Genomic DNA, 19,086 nt, shown 5'->3' on the forward strand with positions numbered 1-19,086 from the left:
GCGTACCGTTCCGAATCATGAGTGACGCGAACTCTTCGTCGGTCCGAGTCTCGGCGCGCGCGAGCACCGGACCGGTCGTTGTTCGGGAGTTGGGCACCGTCGAGTACACCGATGCGTGGGCACTGCAGCGCGAGTTGGCCGGTGCCCGGGCGGATGGTGTCGGCTCCGATACGCTGCTGCTGCTCGAACATCCGTCGGTCTACACCGCGGGTCGCCGCACGTCGGAGGAAGACATGCCGCGCGACGGTACACCCGTCGTCGAGGTGGACCGCGGCGGCAAGATCACCTGGCACGGTCCCGGTCAATTGGTCGGCTATCCCATCATCGCGCTGGCGCAGCCCATCGACGTCGTGAAATACGTTCGCCGAATCGAAGAGGCGCTGATTTCGGTCGTATCCTCCTACGGCATCGCGTGCGGACGCGTGGACGGTCGCTCCGGGGTCTGGCTGGCGGCGCAGACGCGTGACGGAGCATGGCTGCCCGAACGCAAGATCGCCGCGATCGGGGTCCGTGTACAGCGCGGGGTCACCTTGCACGGCTTCTCGCTGAACTGCAATGCGGCCATGACCGGTTTCGACGCGATCGTGCCGTGCGGCATCGCCGATGCCGGTGTGACGTCGCTGTCGCTGGAACTGGGCCGGGACGTGACGACCGGTGACGTCACTGCCGCCGTCACCTCCTCGATACTCGCTGCGCTCGACGGGTCGATGCCGGTTCGGGACCACGACTTACAACATCCGGCAGCCGGCGATCCGCCGATCAACCCGCAGTTCACCACCGTTCGGTTCGGCGCGTAGCATCGAATCTGTGACTGTGGCCCCAGAAGGACGCAAGCTGCTCCGCCTCGAGATCCGAAACGCGGAGACCCCCATCGAACGCAAACCCAACTGGATCAAGACCAAAGCCAAGATGGGCCCGGAATACACCGAGCTCAAAGGTCTTGTGAAACGCGAAGGTCTGCACACGGTGTGCGAGGAAGCCGGCTGCCCCAATATCTACGAATGCTGGGAAGATCGCGAAGCGACCTTCCTGATCGGCGGAGAGCAATGCACCCGTCGATGCGATTTCTGCCAGATCGACACCGGCAAGCCGGAGGATCTCGATCGAGACGAGCCGCGCCGCGTGGCGGAGAGCGTGCAGGCCATGGGCCTGCGCTACTCCACCATCACCGGAGTCGCCCGCGACGATCTCGAAGACGGCGGCGCGTGGCTGTACGCCGAAACGGTTCGGTACATCAAGAAGCTGAACCCCAACACCGGCGTCGAGTTGCTGATCCCCGACTTCAACGCCAAGCCCGACCAGTTGGCCGAGGTCTTCTCCTCCCGCCCTGAGGTGCTTGCCCACAACGTCGAGACCGTGCCGCGCATCTTCAAGCGCATCCGTCCGGCCTTCCGGTACCAGCGGTCGATGGACGTCATCACTGCGGCCCGCGACGACGGCCTGGTCACCAAGTCCAATCTCATTCTGGGAATGGGCGAGACCCCCGAGGAAGTTCAGGAAGCGATCCGCGACCTGCACGAGGCCGGCTGCGACATCCTCACCATCACCCAGTACTTGCGGCCGTCGCCGCGGCACCACCCGGTCGAGCGGTGGGTCAAGCCGGAGGAGTTCGTCGATCACTCCGACTACGCCACCGAGGTCGGGTTCGCGGGAGTGTTGGCCGGTCCGTTGGTCCGCTCGTCCTACCGCGCAGGACGTCTCTACGCGCAAGCGATGGCGCACCACGGACGCGAACTGCCCGAGAGCATGAGCCACCTCACCGAGGGCGGCGAGGCCTCGCAGGAAGCCAGCTCCCTGATGGCGCGTCTGGCTGCCCGCTGATCGTCGCCACCAACGCGGAGCGGTGCGAGTGAGCGTCGGCACAGGACGTATCCTGTGAGGTATGGCGAACGGCAGTAAAGCTGGCAAAGCAGCAAAGCCCAGCAAGGAAGCAAAAGCAGCCGCGAAGGCAGCCCGCAAGAAGGCATCGAAGGAACGGCGCAGTCAGCTGTGGCAGGCGTTCCAGATGCAGCGCAAGGACGACAAAGCTCTCCTTCCGCTGATGATCGGGGCGGTGGTCGGGCTCGGGCTCGTCGGCTTCCTCATCGGCCTGGCCTTCGGCTTTCAGTGGTTCTTGCTTCCCATCGGCTTGTTGCTCGGCGTGTTGGTCGCCTTCATCATCTTCGGCCGCCGGGTTCAGAAATCGGTGTACAAGAAGGCCGACGGCCAGGCCGGTGCAGCGGCTTGGGCCCTGGACAACCTGCAGGGTTCGTGGCGGGTGACCAATGCGATTGCCGGCACCACGCACCTCGACGCAGTACATCGGGTGATCGGCAAGCCCGGAGTCATCCTGGTCGCCGAGGGCGCGCCGCAGCGCGTGAAGACGTTGCTTGCGCAGGAGAAGAAAAAGACTGCCCGCCTCGTCGGCGACACCCCCATCTACGACATCATCGTCGGAAACGGCGAGAATCAGATCCCACTGTCGGGACTGCAGAAGTACCTGTCGAAGTTGCCCAAGAACATCGACGGCAAGCGCATGGACACCATCGAGTCACGCCTGTCCGCACTGGGGACGAAGGGCGGTCCGGCCATGCCGAAGGGACCTATTCCCGGCGGAGCGAAGATGAAGGGCGTTCAGCGAACCATGAAGCGTCGCTAGAGCCGACCCACTCTCCACCCGGCAGCCCTGGTGCGGTGCCCCGTCAACGGGACCGCAGCAGGGCTGTTCCTGTTGCGCGGTCGTGCATCCCTCGTCCGTCCATGTCCGTGATCACCGCAGGTACGACGAAGAGCAGTATCAGTTGACGAACCAGTGCCCGAACGAACCCGACTCGGGCGTTGGCATCGATCCGCGCTACCTGGACTCCGGCGATGAACTGACCCGGGGTGAACGAGAACAGCGAGACACTCACCAGTCCCACTACGAACCACACCGCGAGCACAATCGTCGAGATCAGTCCGCTCGTGGTGTATCCGCCGAGTATCAGCGACGCGACTCCGGTGGCCATGGCCCAATCCAGAATGAGCGCCACGACTCTGCGCCCTGTACCTGCCAGCGCTCCGACGCCCTGCTGAGGCAGGCCCAGTTGTTCGCCGCGAAAGTTCTGAGGCGGCCGGGGATTCGCGGCCGCCGGTCCGGACAACCAGGACCCTGTCATTCGTGCCATGATTCCCAGGATAGGCGCGGCCGGGCACACGGAAAAACGGGTGGACGTACTGTTGTTCGTGCCAACCGTGCACCACGACGCGTAACACGGGCGAAACACGAGCTTGACGGGCGGGCAACACCGAGTCCATACCGTCAGTTCGACGGACTCAACTAAGGAGCAAAAGCGTGGCGTTTTCCACGGCCCAAGAGGTCATCAAGTTCATCGCAGATGAAGGAATCGAATACGTCGACATCCGGTTCACCGATCTGCCGGGTGCACAGCAGCACTTCTCCATCGCTGCCAAGGCGTTCACGGCCGATACCCTGGAAGACGGCCTCGCATTCGACGGTTCCTCCGTCCGCGGCTTCCAGTCGATCCACGAGTCCGACATGATCCTGCTGCCGGACTACGCCACCGCTCAGATCGACCCGTTCCGCAACGCCAAGACGCTGAACATGGACTTCTTCGTCCACGATCCGTTCACCCGTGAGGCCTACAGCCGCGATCCGCGCAACGTCGCCCGCAAGGCCGAGGAGTACCTGGCCAGCACCGGCATCGCCGATACCGCGTTCTTCGGTGCCGAGGCGGAGTTCTACATCTTCGATTCGGTTCGTTTCGATTCGCAGGCCAACGGCGCGTTCTACGAGCTCGACTCGTCCTCCGGGTGGTGGAACACCGGAGCCGAGACCGAGGCCGACGGCGGCCCCAACCTCGGCTACAAGGTCCGCTACAAGGGTGGCTACTTCCCCGTCGCGCCGTACGACCACTACGTCGACCTTCGCGACGAAATTTCCACCAACCTGCAGAACGCCGGCTTCGAGCTCGAGCGTGCACACCACGAGGTGGGCACGGGCGGCCAGCAGGAGATCAACTACAAGTTCAACACGCTGCTCCGCGCGGCCGACGATCTGCAGCTGTTCAAGTACATCGTCAAGAACACCGCCTGGAAGAACGGCAAGTCGGCTACCTTCATGCCCAAGCCGCTCTTCGGCGACAACGGCTCGGGCATGCACGTGCACCAGTCGCTGTGGAAAGACGGTAAGCCCCTCTTCCACGACGAGGCCGGATACGCGGGACTGTCCGATCTGGCGCGTCACTACATCGGCGGCATCCTGCATCACGCCCCGTCGCTGTTGGCGTTCACCAACCCGACGATCAACTCGTACCACCGTCTGGTGCCGGGCTACGAAGCTCCCATCAACTTGGTGTACAGCCAGCGCAACCGCTCCGCTGCAGTCCGCATCCCGATCACCGGCAACAACCCGAAGGCCAAGCGCCTCGAGTTCCGCGCACCGGACTCCTCGGGTAACCCGTACCTCAACTTCGCCGCTCAGATGATGGCGGGCCTGGACGGAATCAAGAACAAGATCGAGCCGATGGCTCCGGTCGACAAGGACCTCTACGAGTTGCCGCCCGAGGAAGCCAAGAACATTCCTCAGGCACCCACCTCGCTCAACGCGGTCATCGACCGTCTCGAGGCCGATCACGATTACCTCACCGAGGGTGGCGTGTTCACCACCGACCTGATCGAGACGTGGATCTCGCTCAAGCGTGAGCAGGAGATCGCTCCGGTCAACCTGCGTCCGCACCCGTACGAGTTCTCGCTGTACTACGACGTGTGAGTCGTCGGATTCCACACTGAAAACGCCCGGCCGAATTCTCGGCCGGGCGTTTTCGCGTCTTGGATTGTTTCCATTCCGTGCCGATTACGGCAAATCGCAACAGAATTCGATCCGATCGGCGTTTGATAGTTGATACGCGGGGTAAAGACTTGTATCTGCTGAGGGCGAACAGAGGACGATAACTGCATGGATGCACTGTGGGAATTCATCGTCGGGCGGCGGAGGCAGTTGGCGATCGACTCCTATCTGCATGTGTCGGCCGTCGTGCAATGCGTGATAATCGCGACCGTCATAGGCGTCGCCATCGGAATTCTGGTGTATCGCAGTCCCGCCGGATCAGCCGTCGCGACAGCCTTGGCGAGCACCGTCCTGACAATTCCGTCCTTCGCTCTGTTGGGTCTACTCATTCCTATCCTGGGACTCGGCGTTCGACCGACAGTGACCGCTCTGGTCCTCTACTCGCTGCTCCCGATCATCCGAAACACGGTGGTCGGCCTCGATTCCGTCAATCCGGCGGTCACCGATGCCGCCCGCGGAATCGGAATGAGCCGCATTCTTGTGTTGCGGCGTATCGAAATTCCTCTCGCCTGGCCCTCGATCCTGACCGGAATGCGCGTCAGCACGCAGTTGGCCATGGGCATCCTGGCCATTGCTGCGTATGCCAAAGGCCCTGGACTGGGAAACCTTTTGTTCTCCGGGCTGGCCCGAGTGGGCAGCCCGACTGCCGTCCCACAGGCACTGACCGGCACGATCCTCATCGTCCTGCTGGCGTTGATCCTCGATGGGATCTACGTCGTGATCGGCAAACTGACCACCTCGAGGGGTATCCGTGAGTGAGAAAACAACCGTATCCGGCGTAGAAATCGTCTTGGAGAACGTGACCAAGAGCTACCCGGGCCAAAAGGACGCCGCCGTGGACAACGTGTCCATGACGATCCCCGCAGGCGAGGTCGTCGTGCTGGTCGGGCCTTCGGGTTGCGGCAAAACCACGACCATGCGCATGATCAACCGGCTGATAGAGCCGACGTCGGGCCGCATCACCATCGGCGGTGCAGACGCACTGTCGATCAACCCGAACGAGCTGCGCCGCACCATCGGCTACTCGATTCAGCAAGCAGGTCTGTTCCCACACATGACGATTGCCGAGAACGTCGGCATGGTTCCAGGTCTGATCGGCTGGAAGAAGTCGAGGATATCGGACCGCACCGACGAAATGTTGGACCTCGTCGGGCTCGATCCATCGTTGTACCGCGAGCGATATCCGCGTCAGCTGTCCGGCGGCCAGCAGCAACGGGTCGGTGTTGCACGCGCGCTCGCTGCCGATCCCCCGGTACTGCTCATGGACGAACCCTTCGGTGCCGTCGACCCGATCACCCGCGGTCTGCTGCAGGACGAATTGATGCGTCTGCAAGCCGAGTTGGGCAAGACGATCGTGTTCGTCACACACGACTTCGACGAAGCCGTCAAGCTAGGTGACCGAATCGCCGTGCTGGGCAACCAATCCCGAATTCTTCAATTCGATACCCCCGAGGCGGTTCTGGCGAATCCAGCCGACGAGACCGTCGCCGGATTCGTCGGCTCCGGTGCAGCGCTGAAGCAGTTGACTCTGATGCGGGTACGAGACATCGAACTGTCCGATGTGCCGGTCATGGGCGAGGACGAGTCGGTCGAGTCGATGAACACGGCTCTCGGACGAGACCCGGAAGCATGGGGAATCATCCTCGACGCGCGTAGGCGACCGATTCGGTGGACCGATCGTCGCCACCTCACCGGCGCGAAGAGCTTGCGCGACGTCGGCGTGCCGATGGGCGAAATGGTGTCGACGCAGTCCACGCTGCAGGATGCGTTGGAAGCTCTACTCGCAGAGGGCAACGCCACCGCGACGGTCACCGGTAAGCGTGGCGAGTACGCCGGAACCATCACCATCGAAGCGTTGATCGACACCATCAAGACCATTCGTTCGCAGCATGCACACGACCATGACGACGACAGTGCGCAAGATCAGGACCAGGACGGGGCTCGCGACGACGTACCCACAGGAACTGCGTCGTGAGTGCATCCGCGGAGACCCCGGCCGTCGACGCGTCGGCCGACGACGGTACCGCGCGAACGGCTCAACAGGCGGCCAAGCGCGCCGAGCGTATTCGCTTGCTGGTGCAACCCGCGATCATCTTGTTGGTCGTCGTCGTTCTGCTGGCCTACACGTTCACCCGCGACTTGAGTGCCACGCAGAAGGAGACGCTGAACGCGAGCACGTTGTTCCAACGGCTGTCCGAGCACGTCGTCATCACGATCGTCGTCACCGCGCTGGTGCTCGTCATAGCTGTGCCACTGGGAATTCTGTTGACACGCAACGGCTACCGAAAGCTCGCACCGGTATTCATCGGTATCGCCAACATCGGGCAAGCTGCGCCGGCGGTCGGCCTGTTGGTGTTGCTCTTCCTGGCAACGGGCAAAACCGGTTTTTGGATCGGCGTGTTGCCCATCGCGTTCTACTCACTGCTTCCCGTGCTCCGAAACACGATGCTCGGCTTCCAACAGGTCGATCCCAGTTACATCGACGCTGCACGCGGACAGGGCATGTCCAGCAGCGGCATCCTGTGGCGCATCGAGTTTCCGCTGGCGGTGCCGTACATGTTGGCCGGTCTGCGCACATCGCTGGTGCTCGCCGTCGGTACGGCCACTCTGAGCTTCCTCGTGGGAGCGGGCGGACTCGGGGTTCTGATCGACACCGGGTACAAGCTCTATCAGCCACTGATCCTCGTCGTGGGAGGCGTTCTCGCCGTCGCTCTCGCGTTGTTCGTCGACTGGCTCGGAGCACTAGCCGAGGCCTATCTCGGACCGAAAGGACTCCGCTGATGCGGCGCTCGACAAGACAATTGGTGGCACTCTGCGCGATCACCACGATCGCAGTGACGGGCTGCGGTCTGCAGTCCGGTGGTGCCGTGCCGCTGTCCGTAGAACCCGGAAGCATCGAGGTGATGCCAGGTCTCGAGGGAGCCGAACTGACCGTAGGATCCAAGGACTTCACCGAGCAGATCGTGTTGGGCTACATCCTCGAGTTCGCGCTCTCCGCTGCCGGTGCCGACGTTCGCGACCTTACGAACATCTCGGGCTCGAACAGCACCCGCCAAGCTATGGTCGCGGGTCAAGTTGACGTCACCTACGAATACACCGGAACCGGCTGGATCAACTATCTCGGTAACGAAAGTCCCATCACGGACGCAGCGGAGCAGTTCGACGCGGTCCGCGACGCGGACGTCGCCAACGGATTGACGTGGGTCAATCCTGCGCCGATGGACAACACGTATGCCCTCGCGATGAACCAGACGACTGCCGAACAGACCGGGGTGAAGACACTCTCGGATTACGCAGCACTCGTGGCGCGCGATCCGGCCGCGTCGGCGTTGTGCGTCGAGACCGAATTCAACTCCCGACAGGACGGATTTCCCGGCCTGGCGGCAACCTACGGTTTCGATCCGAACGCCGTACCCCGCCAGATTCTGCAGACCGGAATCATCTATCAGGCAACTGCCGACGGTTCGCAGTGCAAGTTCGGTGAGGTATTCACCACCGACGGCCGCATCAAGGGCTTGAATCTTGTTGTGCTCGAGGACGACAAGAGCTTCTTTCCGCGGTACAACGCCACCGTCGTCATCCGCTCGTCGGTCGCCGAGCAGTACCCGCAGATCGCCGAGATCACCGCACCTATCTCCGCCGCTCTGACCAACGCCGAGATAACCGAGCTGAACAAGCAGGTCGACGTCGACGGCCGTGAACCGGCCGATGTCGCGCGAGACTGGATGGTCGACAAAGGCTTCGTCACCGCCGGCGCGGACTAGCCGTAACGTGCACCAACCCGTGAGAAACCCTCATACGCGGCGATCGACACGCGGGTCGATAGCCCTGTGCAGCGTCGTGATGACGGTACTGACGAGTTGCGGTCTGCAGTCGGGCAGTGCGGTGCCGCTGTCCGTCGAGCCCGGCAGTATCCAGCCCGTGCCGGGGCTCGACGGCGCACAACTGATTGTCGGATCGAAGGAATTCACCGAGCAGGTGATCCTGGGTTACATACTCGAATTCGGGCTGGTGGCGGCCGGAGCCGATGTCCGAGACCTCACCAACATTTCGGGGTCCAACAGCACCCGCCAAGCCATGGTCTCCGGGCAGGTGGACGTCACCTACGAATACACGGGTACAGCGTGGATCAACTTCTTGGGAAACGAAACCGCCATTACGGATGCCACCGGGCAGTTCGAGGCCCTGCGCGACCAGGACGCGGCCAACGGACTCACCTGGGTCAACCCTGCACCTATGGACAACACGTACGCGCTCGCCATGAATCGGGCAACAGCAGCCGCGACCGGCATCGAGACGCTGTCGGACTATGCCGCGCTCGCCGAGACCGATCCGGCCGCGGCGCAGACCTGCGTGGAGACAGAGTTCAATTCACGACAGGACGGGTTTCCGGGTATGGCCGCCGCCTACGGCTTCGACCCCAATGCCGTTCCGCGACAAGTGTTGCAGGGCGGCATCATCTATCAAGCGACCGCCGATGGTTCGCAGTGCACATTCGGTGAGGTGTTCACCACCGACGGCCGAATCAAAGGTCTCGATCTGGTTGTGATCGACGATGACAAGAGCTTCTTTCCCCGCTACAACGCAACGGTCGTGATGCGCACGCCGATTGCCGAGCAGTACCCGGAGATTGCCGAAGTCACTGCCCCGATCTCCGCGGCGTTGACCAACGACGAGATCACCGAGCTCAATCGGCAGGTGGATATCGACGGCCGCGAGCCTGCAGAAGTCGCTCGCGACTGGATGGTCGAGCAGGGCTTCGTCACCGTGGCCGATGACTAGCGAGCGACGGTAGCTAGTTTCCGCCGAACGTGCGCTCCACCACTGCCTTTGCCCGACGCGTCACACGCAGGTAGTTGTCCAGGAACGCACCGGCATCGCCGTCCTCCCAGCCCGCTACCTGAGCCACGGCGGACAGGACTGCCCCCGGTGCAGGGAGCTGGTCGGTAGGTTTGCCGCGCACCAGGACCAATGCGTTGCGGGCCTTGGTGGCGAGGATCCACGCCTCACGGAGCAACTCGATGTCGGTCTCGCTCATGAGTTCGGCCGCGCCGATCGCATCCAACGATTGCAGGGTCGAGGTGTTGTGCAGCGAAAGAACCTTGTGCGCGTACCGCAGCTGAATGAGCTGGACGGTCCACTCGATGTCCGCCAGTCCCCCGCGCCCGAGTTTCGTGTGTGTCGCAGGATCGGCTCCCTTGGGCAACCGTTCGGAATCGATGCGCGCCTTGATGCGCCTGATCTCACGGACGGCGTCGGCGGACACTCCACCCTCGGGGTACCGCACCTTGTCGGCCATCAACAGGAATCGGATGCCGAGGTCCTGGTCCCCGGCAACCTGGTGCGCCCGCAGCAGGGCCTGCACCTCCCACGCCTGCGCCCACTGCGCGTAGTACGCGGCGTAGGACGACAGAGTGCGCACCACCGGGCCGCTGCGGCCTTCGGGACGCAGTCCGGTGTCGACCTCGAGGGGCGGGTCGGTGCTGGGCGCGCCGAGCAGTGTGCGAATGCGGTCGGCAATGGTGTTGGCCCACTTGACCGCAACGGTCTCGTCGACGCCGTCCACCGGCTCGCACACGAACAACACGTCCGCGTCGCTGCCGTAGCCGAGCTCGCCGCCGCCCAGACGTCCCATGCCGATGACGGCCAGCGTTGCCGGGGCCGGTTCGCCGCGCTCCTTCTCGCTGGCACGCACAGCGGCCGCGAGAGCAGCGTTGATGACCGCGGCCCAGACCGACGACAGCGCTCGGCACACCTGAGGCACGTCCAGCATGCCGAGAATGTCCGCCGAAGCAACCCGTGCCAATTCGTGTCGTCGCAACGCCCTGGCGGCGTTGATCGCCCGAACCGGGTCCTCGTAGCGAGCCGACGACGACAGGATGGCGCGATACGTCTCCTCCGGTTCGGCGTCGAGAAGTCGAGGGCCGGTGGGTCCGTCGGCGAACAATCGAATGACCTCGGGGGCCTTGATCAGCAGATCCGGCACATAGGCCGAGGAGCCGAGCACGATCATGAGCCGCTGCGCCACCGCGCCTTCGTCACGCAGTACACGCAGGAACCACGTCTGCTCCCCCGCCGACTCCGAAAGCCGTCGGTAATTGAGCAGTCCCGCATCCGGGTCGGGAGTGTCGGCCAGCCATTCGAGCAGGGTCGGCAGCAGCACGGCCTGAATCTGCCCGCGCCGGGTGCCCGACCCCACCAGTGCCCGCAGATGCCCCAGTGCGTTCTGCGGGGTTGCGTAGCCGAGCGCCGCGAGCTGACGCGTCGCCGCGTCGGGCGTCAAACGCACTGTCTCCGAATCGAATTTGACCACCGAATCGAGCAACGGCCGGTAGAAGAGCTTCGCGTGCAATCGCCTGATGCGTTGGGCATTGCGCTTGATCTCGGCGTTGAGGACGCCGAGTGCGTCGCGGTTGCCGTCGGGGCGCATGTGCGCGGAGCGCGCCAGCCACCGCAGCGCCTCCTCGTCGTCCGGCGGGGGCAGGGTGTGTGTTCGACGCATCCTCTGCATCTGCAGGCGGTGCTCGATCAGCCGGAGAAACTCGTAGGACGCAGTCAGATTCGCGGCGTCGTCGCGTCCGACGTACCCGCCGTAGGTGAGCGCGGTCAGTGCGTCGGTGGTGCCGAGCACGCGCAGCGACTCGTCGGTACGACCGTGCACCAACTGCAGGAGCTGGACGGCGAATTCGACGTCTCGCAGACTGCCGCGGCCGAGCTTGATCTCGCGTTCGCGAAGCTCGGACGGCACCATCTCTTCGACCCGACGCCGCATTGCGCGCACCTCGGGCACGAAGTCCTCGCGTTGACTGGCCAACCACACCATCGGGTTGACCGCATCCACGTAATCGTTGCCGAGTGCGATGTCACCGGTCATGGGGCGCGCTTTGAGCAGCGCCTGGAACTCCCAGGTCTTGGCCCACCGCTTGTAGTACGCCACATGGGATTCCAGCGTGCGCACCAACTCGCCGCGCTTGCCCTCGGGGCGCAGGGCGGCATCCACCTCGAAGAACGCCGACGATCCGATGCGCATCATCTCACCGGCGATCCGGCTGGCCTGCGCATCGGCGGGCTCGGCAACGAACACGACGTCGACGTCCGAAACGTAATTGAGTTCGCGGGCACCGCATTTGCCCATTGCGACGACGGCCAGACGCGTTGGGCACGGCGTGTCGGGACACACGGTGGCCACGGCGACGGCCAGTGCGGCTGTGAGCGCAGCGTCGGCCATGTCCGACAGGTGCGATCCGACCGCCGTGTACGGCAGGACGGGTTCGTTCTCGACGGTGGCGGCGAGGTCGTCGGCCGCCAACACCATGATCTGGTCTCGATACTTCTTGCGCAGTGCGATCACCGCGGGCGGACCGGTGATCGACGCCCGATAGAGGTCGGGTGCGGCATTGGGTCCGGTCTCGGGTTCGGCCCCGACGACCTCGAGCAGTTCGGCGACCAGGGTCGCTTTGCTCGGGAGCTCGATTTTCGCCGAGATGCCGCTGGCCCGACCATCCTTGGTCAACAACAGACGCCAGGTGCTGTCGTCGGCAACGAGGTGGTCGGCGAGCGCACTCGACGCGCCGACGAGCCCGAGAAGACGCCCGCGAAATCCCTTGTCGTTACGAAGTGCGGTGTCGAACTCGGCCCAGCCACTGCCGAGCATCTCGTACAGACGCACCAGAGTGCGCAGCGCGAGATCGGCGTTGGGCGCGCGGGACAGCGACCAGAGCAGCTCGAGACTCTCTTCGCCCGTCCAGCCCAGGGTGCGCAGATCGGACGGCGCGGTTTCCTCGACGAGACCGAGACGGCCGGGTCCGGGAACGACGGACCGGGAAGTGGGAGGACGCACCATCTAAAATCCACCTCGGGGTGCCACAGATATACCTCGTCGTCAGTAATGCGACGCGAGGGTGCCCACGCCGGCATCGAACCTACATTCGGGATCGACTAGAACGTAGTCCATGACACGGCCGCGCTGTCAAAGACCCAGGTAGGCCCTCAGCTCGTACGGCGTGACGTGGCTGCGGTATTCCTCCCACTCGCGACGCTTGTTACGCAGGAAGAAGTCGAAGACGTGCTCGCCCAGCGCTTCTGCGACCAGTTCGGAACCCTCCATCGCGTTCAACGCCTGATCGAGGTTGCCCGGCAATTCCTTGTAACCCATGGCGCGACGCTCCGCCGAGGTCAGTGCCCATACGTCTTCCTCGGCCTCGGGCGGCAGGGTGTAGCCCTTCTCGATTCCGCGAAGACCGGCCGCCAACAGCACCGCGAATGCCAGGTACGGGTTGCAGGCAGAATCAGGACTGCGAATCTCGACGCGCCGCGAGGAGGCCTTGTTCGGGGTGTACATCGGCACGCGGATCAGTGCCGACCGATTGGCCGGTCCCCACGATGCGGCGGTCGGTGCTTCGCCGCCGCGGACGAGGCGCTTGTAGGAATTGACCCACTGGTTGGTCACGGCACTGATCTCGTTGGCGTGCTCGAGGATGCCTGCGATGAACGACTTGCCGGTCTCCGAGAGCTGCATCGGGTCGTCGGGGTTGTGGAAGGCGTTGGCGTCGCCCTCGAACAGGCTCATGTGCGTGTGCATCGCCGAGCCGGCCTGATCGCTGAACGGTTTGGGCATGAAGGTCGCTCGGACGCCCTCTTCGATGGCGACCTCCTTGACCACGTAGCGGAAAGTCATGATGTTGTCGGCCATCGACAGCGCGTCGGCGTAGCGCAGGTCGATCTCCTGCTGCCCGGGCGCGGCCTCGTGGTGGCTGAACTCCACTGAGATACCCATCGACTCGAGGGCGTCGATGGCGTGCCTGCGGAAGTTCGGGGCCGAGTCGTGCACGGCCTGGTCGAAGTAGCCGCCGTTGTCGGCAGGGGTCGGCGGCGAGCCGTCCTGCGGAGCATCTTTGAGCAGGAAGAACTCGATCTCGGGGTGCACGTAGCAGCTGAACCCGAGGTCTGCGGCCTTGCTCAACTGTCGACGCAGAACATGGCGGGAGTCGGCCCAGGACGGCGAGCCGTCGGGCATCGCGATGTCGCAGAACATCCGCGCCGAATGTTGGTGGCCCTTGCTGGTGGACCACGGCAGGATCTGGAACGTCGAGGGATCCGGCTTGGCGACGGTGTCTGCCTCGGAGACACGAGCGAACCCTTCGATGGCACTACCGTCGAAGCCGATTCCCTCGTCGAAGGCCCCTTCGAGCTCCGCGGGGGCGATGGCCACCGATTTCAGGTACCCGAGAACGTCGGTGAACCAGAGGCGGACGAAACGAATGTCGCGCTCTTCGAGGGTCCGGAGCACGAATTCCTTTTGACGATCCATGAACGCGAGAGTAAGCAAACGGAGTTAAATCTGTGTTACATCGTGAATTCGGTCTCACTTCGTGAAACTCTCTGCCCACGATGCAGCATGTGAGGTAGCAGGTCAGCACCGCAATCCGTCACCCGGCGGCACCAGATCGACGAGGTAATCCACCACCGGACCGTCGATGCAGTCCACGCCCGAGAAAACCACGGTGTGCTGGGTGCCGTCGTAGGTCACCAGGTCACCGCGCAACTGCGCGGCCAGTTCCACTCCGGCCTGATACGGAGTCGCGGGATCGTTGGTGGTCGACACCACCACGAGCGTCGGCAGCCCCTCGACGTCGACGACATGCGGATCGCTCGTGTTCGGCACCGGCCAGAATGCGCACAGATCCAGCGGCGCGTTGCCCGTGGCACGGCCGTCGTCCAGATACGGCGCAGCCGCGCGGAACCGGGCGTCGGCCTCATCGGCCTCTGCTCGATCCGTGGTCGGCGGTCCGTCGACACATCGGACGGCATTGAACGCGTCGTCGATGTTGGTGTAGCTCCCGTCCTCCAGCCGCCCGGAGTAGGTGTCGGCGAGGCGGAGCAGGGTGTCCCCCCGCCCTTCGCGCAGTTCGTTCAACCCCGCCCGCAGCAGACGCCACAGCTGTTGTGAGTACAGAGCCTGCTGGGCCCCGGTGATCGCGTCGTCGTAGCTGAGTCCGCGTGGATCGGTGGTCTCGGCGGGCTGGTCGATCAACGGGTCCACCAGCGATCGGAACTGCGCGACGGCGTCTGCCGGATCGGTGCCGAGCGGGCAGGTGTCGGTCTGGGCACAGTCGGCGGCGAACTGATCGAACGCGTTCTGGAACGCCGCGCCTTGCGCAACGGCCTCGTCGACGGGTGATTGGTCGGGATCGAGCGCACCGTCGAGCACCATCGCCCGCACGTTCGACGGAAACTGCTCGGCGTACGCGGTGCCGATGCGGGTGCCGTAGGAATACCCGACGTAGGTGAGTTTCTCGTCGCCCAGCACCGCCCGGACGACGTCCATGTCACGGACGACCTCCCGCGTGCCCACGTGCTCGAGCACGTCCGCCCCGGTGCGGTCGACGCACTGCGCGGCGTAGTCGCGATGTTCGGCCTCGGTGGCCGCGATGCCCTCGGGGCTGACGTCGACATCCGGTTCGCGGCGCTCCTCGTCGACTCCCTCGGACGTCAGACAGCGCACTTCCGGTTCGGAGGCCCCGATTCCGCGCGGATCGAATCCGATGCGATCGAAGCGGTCGGCAATGGCAGTGCCGTCGGCCTGGGTGGCCAGATACAGCCCCGAGGAGCCGGGGCCGCCCGGGTTCATCAGGATCGATCCGATCTTCTCGCCCGTCGCCTTCGTCCGCGAGATGGCGATCTCGATCGTGGTGCCGGTGGGATCGGCGTAATCCAACGGCACGGTCACCATCGCGCATTCGACGGCACTTCCCAGCTCGCTGCCGTCGGTGTTGTACCGGTCGCAGGACTCCCATTGCAGAGCCTGCTCGTAGAACGCTTCCAGGCCCGCGGGAACTGGACCGGCAACCGAAGCCGATGCCTCCGGTCCAGCGGAGGACTCCGGTACGGCAGTGGGCTCCGGTACGGCAGTGGGCTCGGGGCCGGAACAGCCTGCGAGCAACACGGCGACTGCGGACAGTGCCACGACCGTGCTCCTGGTGCGCGTTCTCATGGCCACGATCGTGCCAGGTTTCGCGCGCCGACCCCTGTTCTCGCTGCCCGGCGGGGACGGCATCGGGGCACTAGCGTGTACGCAGTGCAGGCCCTTCGACTCGCCCTGGCCCAGATCAACTCCGTCGTCGGCGACCTCGCGGGGAACTCCGCGGCGATCGTCGAGTGGACGGTTCGCGCCGCCCACGACGGTGCCAACGTGGTGGTGTTCCCCGAGATGGCCCTGACGGGATACCCCGTCGAGGATCTGGCTCTCCGGCCGTCTTTTGCGGCCGCCTCCGCCGCGGCCCTCACCGGGTTGGCCAGTGCGCTCGATGCCGCCGGGTGCGGCGACCGCATCGTGGTGGTCGGCTACCTCGATCGCGACGCCGAAGGCTCGCGCAACAGCGCCGCGGTGATCGTCGACGGACGGGTGGCAGCTCGCTACGACAAGCACTCCCTGCCCACCTACCGAGTGTTCGACGAGGCCCGTTATTTCGCTCCCGGATCGCGGCTGAGCATCGTGGCGGTCAACGATCTGAGGCTCGGCATCGTTGTCTGCGAGGACATTTGGCAGCCCGGCGGCCCAGTGCCTGCCTACGGAGAAGCGGGAGTCGACATGCTGCTCTGCCTCAATGCCAGCCCCTTCGAGCAGGGCAAGAACGAGGTACGGCGCTCCATCGCCGCCCGCCGCGCCGCCGAGATCGGCGTTCCTTTCGCATACGTCAACGTGGTGGGCGGACAGGATGAGCTGGTGTTCGACGGGGCGAGCTTCGTCATCGGCCCCGACGGTTCCACGTGGGGGCGCGCCCCGCAATTCGTCGAGCATCTGCTGATCGTCGATGTCGATGCGCCCATTGATCCGCGGCCGGACGCCGCGACGGTACCCGGGTGGAGCATCGATCGGACGACTCTGCCCGACGTCGCGGTCTCCGGCTGGCAGCGAGCGGAGACCTTTCTTGCCGACGTTGCCTGCGCAGAGGAGCAAGTCTGGGGTGCACTGGTGACCGGATTGCGAGATTATGTGCACAAGAACGGTTTTCGTTCGGTAGCACTGGGATTGTCGGGTGGTATCGATTCGGCTCTGGTCGCCGCCATCGCCGTCGACGCTCTCGGTAGCGATGCGGTGCATGCAGTGGCGATGCCGTCGGAGTACTCGTCGGATCACTCCCGCACCGACGCAGAGGAATTGGCGTCGCGCACCGGTGTTCACTTCCGCGTCGAGTCCATCGCCGAGATGGTCGCCTGCTATGTCGACCAGCTGCACTTGACCGGCCTGGCCGAGGAGAACATTCAGGCGCGCTGCCGAGGCATGGTGTTGATGGCGCTGTCGAACACCTTCGGCCATCTGGTTCTGGCCACCGGCAACAAATCGGAACTGGCCGTGGGCTATTCGACCATCTACGGCGACGCGGTCGGCGGCTTCGCGCCGATCAAGGACGTGCCGAAGTCGCTCGTATGGGATCTGGCGCGGTGGCGAAACAAATCCGCTGCCGACCGTGGGGACATCCCTCCGATCCCCGAGTCGAGCATCGACAAACCGCCGTCCGCCGAGCTCCGCCCGGGTCAGCTCGATACCGACTCCTTGCCCGACTACGACGAACTCGACGCCATCGTGTTTCGCTACGTCGACCACGATCAAGGCTTCGCGGACATCGTGGCGGCCGGGTTCGACGCGGCGGTGGTGGCGGACATTCTGCGCAAGGTCGACGCGTCGGAGTACAAGCGGCGTCAGTATCCGATCGGCACCAAGGTCACCTCGCGTGCGTTCGGGCGCGACCGACGGATGCCGATCACCAATGGCTGGCGGGACCACTCCACACGCGAACAGGTGTGACGAATTGCACTGCCGGTAGCGCTTCCGCTGCTCGCGCGCAGTGGCATACTCGACCACGTCATCACACCCCATCCCGGGGACCCGCCGAGCGGGCCTCGAGGACCAGAAAGGGACAAAGATGTCCGAAACTGCTGTGTACGGCGGTTCTTCCCAGGAAGCACCTGCCACCGCTCTGACCCGCAAGACCCGCACCCACCACCTGCTGCAGATGAAGGCCGACGGTGAGCGCTGGGGAATGCTCACCGCCTACGACTACTCGAGTGCACGCATCTTCGAAGAAGCCGGCGTACCCGTTCTCCTCGTCGGTGATTCGGCAGCAAACGTCGTCTACGGCTACGACACCACCGTGCCGATCACCGTCGACGAGCTCCTTCCGCTGGTGCGCGGAGTGGTCCGCGGCGCACCGCACGCTCTCGTGGTTGCAGACCTCCCCTTCGGCACGTACGAGGCCTCGCCGCAGCAGGCCCTCGAAACCGCCGTTCGGTTCATGAAAGAAGGGCTCGCGGGAGCGGTCAAGCTCGAAGGCGGCGAGCGCGTGGCCGGTCAGATCGCCGCGATCACTGCCGCGGGCATCCCCGTGATGGCCCACGTGGGCTTCACCCCGCAAAGCGTCAACACTCTCGGCGGATTCCGCGTCCAAGGGCGCGGTGACGCGTCCGAACAGCTGGTCGCCGACGCCATCGCGGTCCAGGAGGCGGGTGCCTTCGCCGTCGTCATGGAGATGGTCCCCGCCGACATCGCCGGCCAGGTGACGCGCAAGTTGACCATTCCGACGGTCGGTATCGGCGCGGGCAACGAATGCGACGCGCAGGTTCTGGTGTGGCAGGACATGGCCGGATACACCAACGGCAAGACCGCCAAGTTCGTCAAGAAGTTCGCCGACGTGGGCGATTCTCTACGCACTGCGGCCACCACGTACATGTCCGAGGTGCGCTCGGGCGTCTTCCCCGGACCCGAACACAGCTACTGAATCTCTCGGGTCTGATGGCACACTCGGGCCATGACAATCAGACGTGGATCGATCTTGCACGCACGCAGAAGCGCAGTCGCGGTGGCGAGCGCGGCTGCGCTCCTGACGCTGGTGGGCGCATGCAGCACTGACACGACCACCACCGGCTCGTCGTCTGCCACGACGACGATCGCACCGACCACCACGATCACTGCGACGCCCGCGGAGGCCGTGATCACCGATGCCCAGAAGCAGCAGTTGTGCACCGATCTGGAGGCGCAGCTGTCCAATTGGCGTGTACAGGGGCCCACCATCGGCCGCGGCGGGCTGAACATTCTGGTGCAGACCTGGGCCGCACAGAGCGGCGTGATCAACCTGCAGGTGGTGCAGAACCGGGCGATCGTCGACGAGATCACGACGGACACGTGCTCCAACGTGCGAGACGAGGCAATTCAAGCACTCGACATCCCGGATCTCGCGTCCGGCCTGGTGGGCTTCTGA

The 19,086-nt window shown here is 64.5% G+C and carries 16 protein-coding genes; 12 read left to right on the forward strand and 4 right to left on the reverse strand.

From position 1 onward, the window contains the following. The first annotated feature begins 17 nt into the window (after positions 1-17). The 3 genes from lipB (at position 18) to ACIGGF_RS00975 (ending at position 2,638) form a co-directional block, all read left to right on the forward strand. Positions 18-797 (forward strand): lipoyl(octanoyl) transferase LipB, encoded by a 780-nt coding sequence (gene lipB / locus ACIGGF_RS00965; protein WP_397519581.1) that lies wholly within the window; start codon positions 18-20, stop codon positions 795-797. Between the two features lie 10 nt (positions 798-807). Continuing rightward, positions 808-1,821, forward strand: a complete 1,014-nt coding sequence (gene lipA, locus ACIGGF_RS00970; RefSeq protein ID WP_397519582.1) for a lipoyl synthase — start codon at positions 808-810, stop codon at positions 1,819-1,821. Between the two features lie 61 nt (positions 1,822-1,882). Then, the gene (locus tag ACIGGF_RS00975) at positions 1,883-2,638 is read left to right on the forward strand and encodes a DUF4191 domain-containing protein (RefSeq protein ID WP_397519583.1); all 756 of its coding nucleotides are present in this window, start codon (positions 1,883-1,885) and stop codon (positions 2,636-2,638) included. Between the two features lie 43 nt (positions 2,639-2,681). On the opposite strand, the gene ACIGGF_RS00980 is transcribed toward ACIGGF_RS00975, so the two are convergent. Next, positions 2,682-3,146 carry an RDD family protein gene (locus ACIGGF_RS00980; protein ID WP_397519584.1) on the reverse strand — a complete coding sequence of 155 codons (465 nt, stop codon included), beginning with the start codon at positions 3,144-3,146 and terminating at the stop codon, positions 2,682-2,684. 167 nt (positions 3,147-3,313) lie between these two features. Between ACIGGF_RS00980 and glnA (ACIGGF_RS00985) the strand changes: the two genes are divergently transcribed. The 6 genes from glnA (ACIGGF_RS00985) (at position 3,314) to ACIGGF_RS01010 (ending at position 9,610) form a co-directional block, all read left to right on the forward strand. Next, positions 3,314-4,750 carry a type I glutamate--ammonia ligase gene (glnA, locus tag ACIGGF_RS00985; protein WP_027497406.1) on the forward strand — a complete coding sequence of 479 codons (1,437 nt, stop codon included), beginning with the start codon at positions 3,314-3,316 and terminating at the stop codon, positions 4,748-4,750. A gap of 186 nt (positions 4,751-4,936) precedes the next feature. After that, entirely contained in the window at positions 4,937-5,587 is a 651-nt protein-coding gene (locus ACIGGF_RS00990; protein ID WP_243609935.1) for an ABC transporter permease, read from the forward strand. Beyond that, complete coding sequence (locus ACIGGF_RS00995) at positions 5,580-6,803, forward strand: ABC transporter ATP-binding protein (protein WP_397519585.1); 1,224 nt, start codon at positions 5,580-5,582, stop codon at positions 6,801-6,803. Before ACIGGF_RS00990 ends, ACIGGF_RS00995 begins: the two co-directional genes overlap by 8 nt. Beyond that, a complete protein-coding gene (locus ACIGGF_RS01000) occupies positions 6,800-7,609 on the forward strand; it encodes an ABC transporter permease (protein WP_397519586.1) in 810 nt (269 codons plus the stop codon). Before ACIGGF_RS00995 ends, ACIGGF_RS01000 begins: the two co-directional genes overlap by 4 nt. After that, positions 7,609-8,592, forward strand: coding sequence for a glycine betaine ABC transporter substrate-binding protein (locus tag ACIGGF_RS01005; protein WP_397519587.1), 984 nt, complete (start codon positions 7,609-7,611; stop codon positions 8,590-8,592). Before ACIGGF_RS01000 ends, ACIGGF_RS01005 begins: the two co-directional genes overlap by 1 nt. A gap of 79 nt (positions 8,593-8,671) precedes the next feature. After that, positions 8,672-9,610 (forward strand): glycine betaine ABC transporter substrate-binding protein, encoded by a 939-nt coding sequence (locus tag ACIGGF_RS01010; RefSeq protein ID WP_397519588.1) that lies wholly within the window; start codon positions 8,672-8,674, stop codon positions 9,608-9,610. A gap of 13 nt (positions 9,611-9,623) precedes the next feature. On the opposite strand, the gene ACIGGF_RS01015 is transcribed toward ACIGGF_RS01010, so the two are convergent. The 3 genes from ACIGGF_RS01015 to ACIGGF_RS01025 all read right to left on the reverse strand — a co-directional run bounded on the left by ACIGGF_RS01015 (position 9,624) and on the right by ACIGGF_RS01025 (position 15,821). Next, positions 9,624-12,671 carry a bifunctional [glutamine synthetase] adenylyltransferase/[glutamine synthetase]-adenylyl-L-tyrosine phosphorylase gene (locus ACIGGF_RS01015; RefSeq protein ID WP_397519589.1) on the reverse strand — a complete coding sequence of 1,016 codons (3,048 nt, stop codon included), beginning with the start codon at positions 12,669-12,671 and terminating at the stop codon, positions 9,624-9,626. Between the two features lie 126 nt (positions 12,672-12,797). Then, positions 12,798-14,138 carry a type I glutamate--ammonia ligase gene (gene glnA / locus ACIGGF_RS01020; RefSeq protein ID WP_027497412.1) on the reverse strand — a complete coding sequence of 447 codons (1,341 nt, stop codon included), beginning with the start codon at positions 14,136-14,138 and terminating at the stop codon, positions 12,798-12,800. A 102-nt stretch (positions 14,139-14,240) separates the two neighbouring features. Continuing rightward, the gene (locus tag ACIGGF_RS01025; protein ID WP_397519590.1) at positions 14,241-15,821 is read right to left on the reverse strand and encodes an alpha/beta fold hydrolase; all 1,581 of its coding nucleotides are present in this window, start codon (positions 15,819-15,821) and stop codon (positions 14,241-14,243) included. Between the two features lie 84 nt (positions 15,822-15,905). Here ACIGGF_RS01025 and ACIGGF_RS01030 point away from each other — a divergent pair, with 84 nt between their 5' ends. The 3 genes from ACIGGF_RS01030 to ACIGGF_RS01040 all read left to right on the forward strand — a co-directional run bounded on the left by ACIGGF_RS01030 (position 15,906) and on the right by ACIGGF_RS01040 (position 19,086). Next, positions 15,906-17,636, forward strand: coding sequence for an NAD+ synthase (locus tag ACIGGF_RS01030; RefSeq protein ID WP_397519591.1), 1,731 nt, complete (start codon positions 15,906-15,908; stop codon positions 17,634-17,636). Between the two features lie 118 nt (positions 17,637-17,754). After that, positions 17,755-18,606, forward strand: a complete 852-nt coding sequence (gene panB, locus ACIGGF_RS01035) for a 3-methyl-2-oxobutanoate hydroxymethyltransferase (protein ID WP_397519592.1) — start codon at positions 17,755-17,757, stop codon at positions 18,604-18,606. A 30-nt stretch (positions 18,607-18,636) separates the two neighbouring features. Then, the gene (locus tag ACIGGF_RS01040) at positions 18,637-19,086 is read left to right on the forward strand and encodes a hypothetical protein (RefSeq protein ID WP_397519593.1); all 450 of its coding nucleotides are present in this window, start codon (positions 18,637-18,639) and stop codon (positions 19,084-19,086) included.

This window comes from Rhodococcus sp. NPDC078407 (assembly GCF_044542515.1).
GTDB lineage: Bacteria > Actinomycetota > Actinomycetes > Mycobacteriales > Mycobacteriaceae > Rhodococcoides.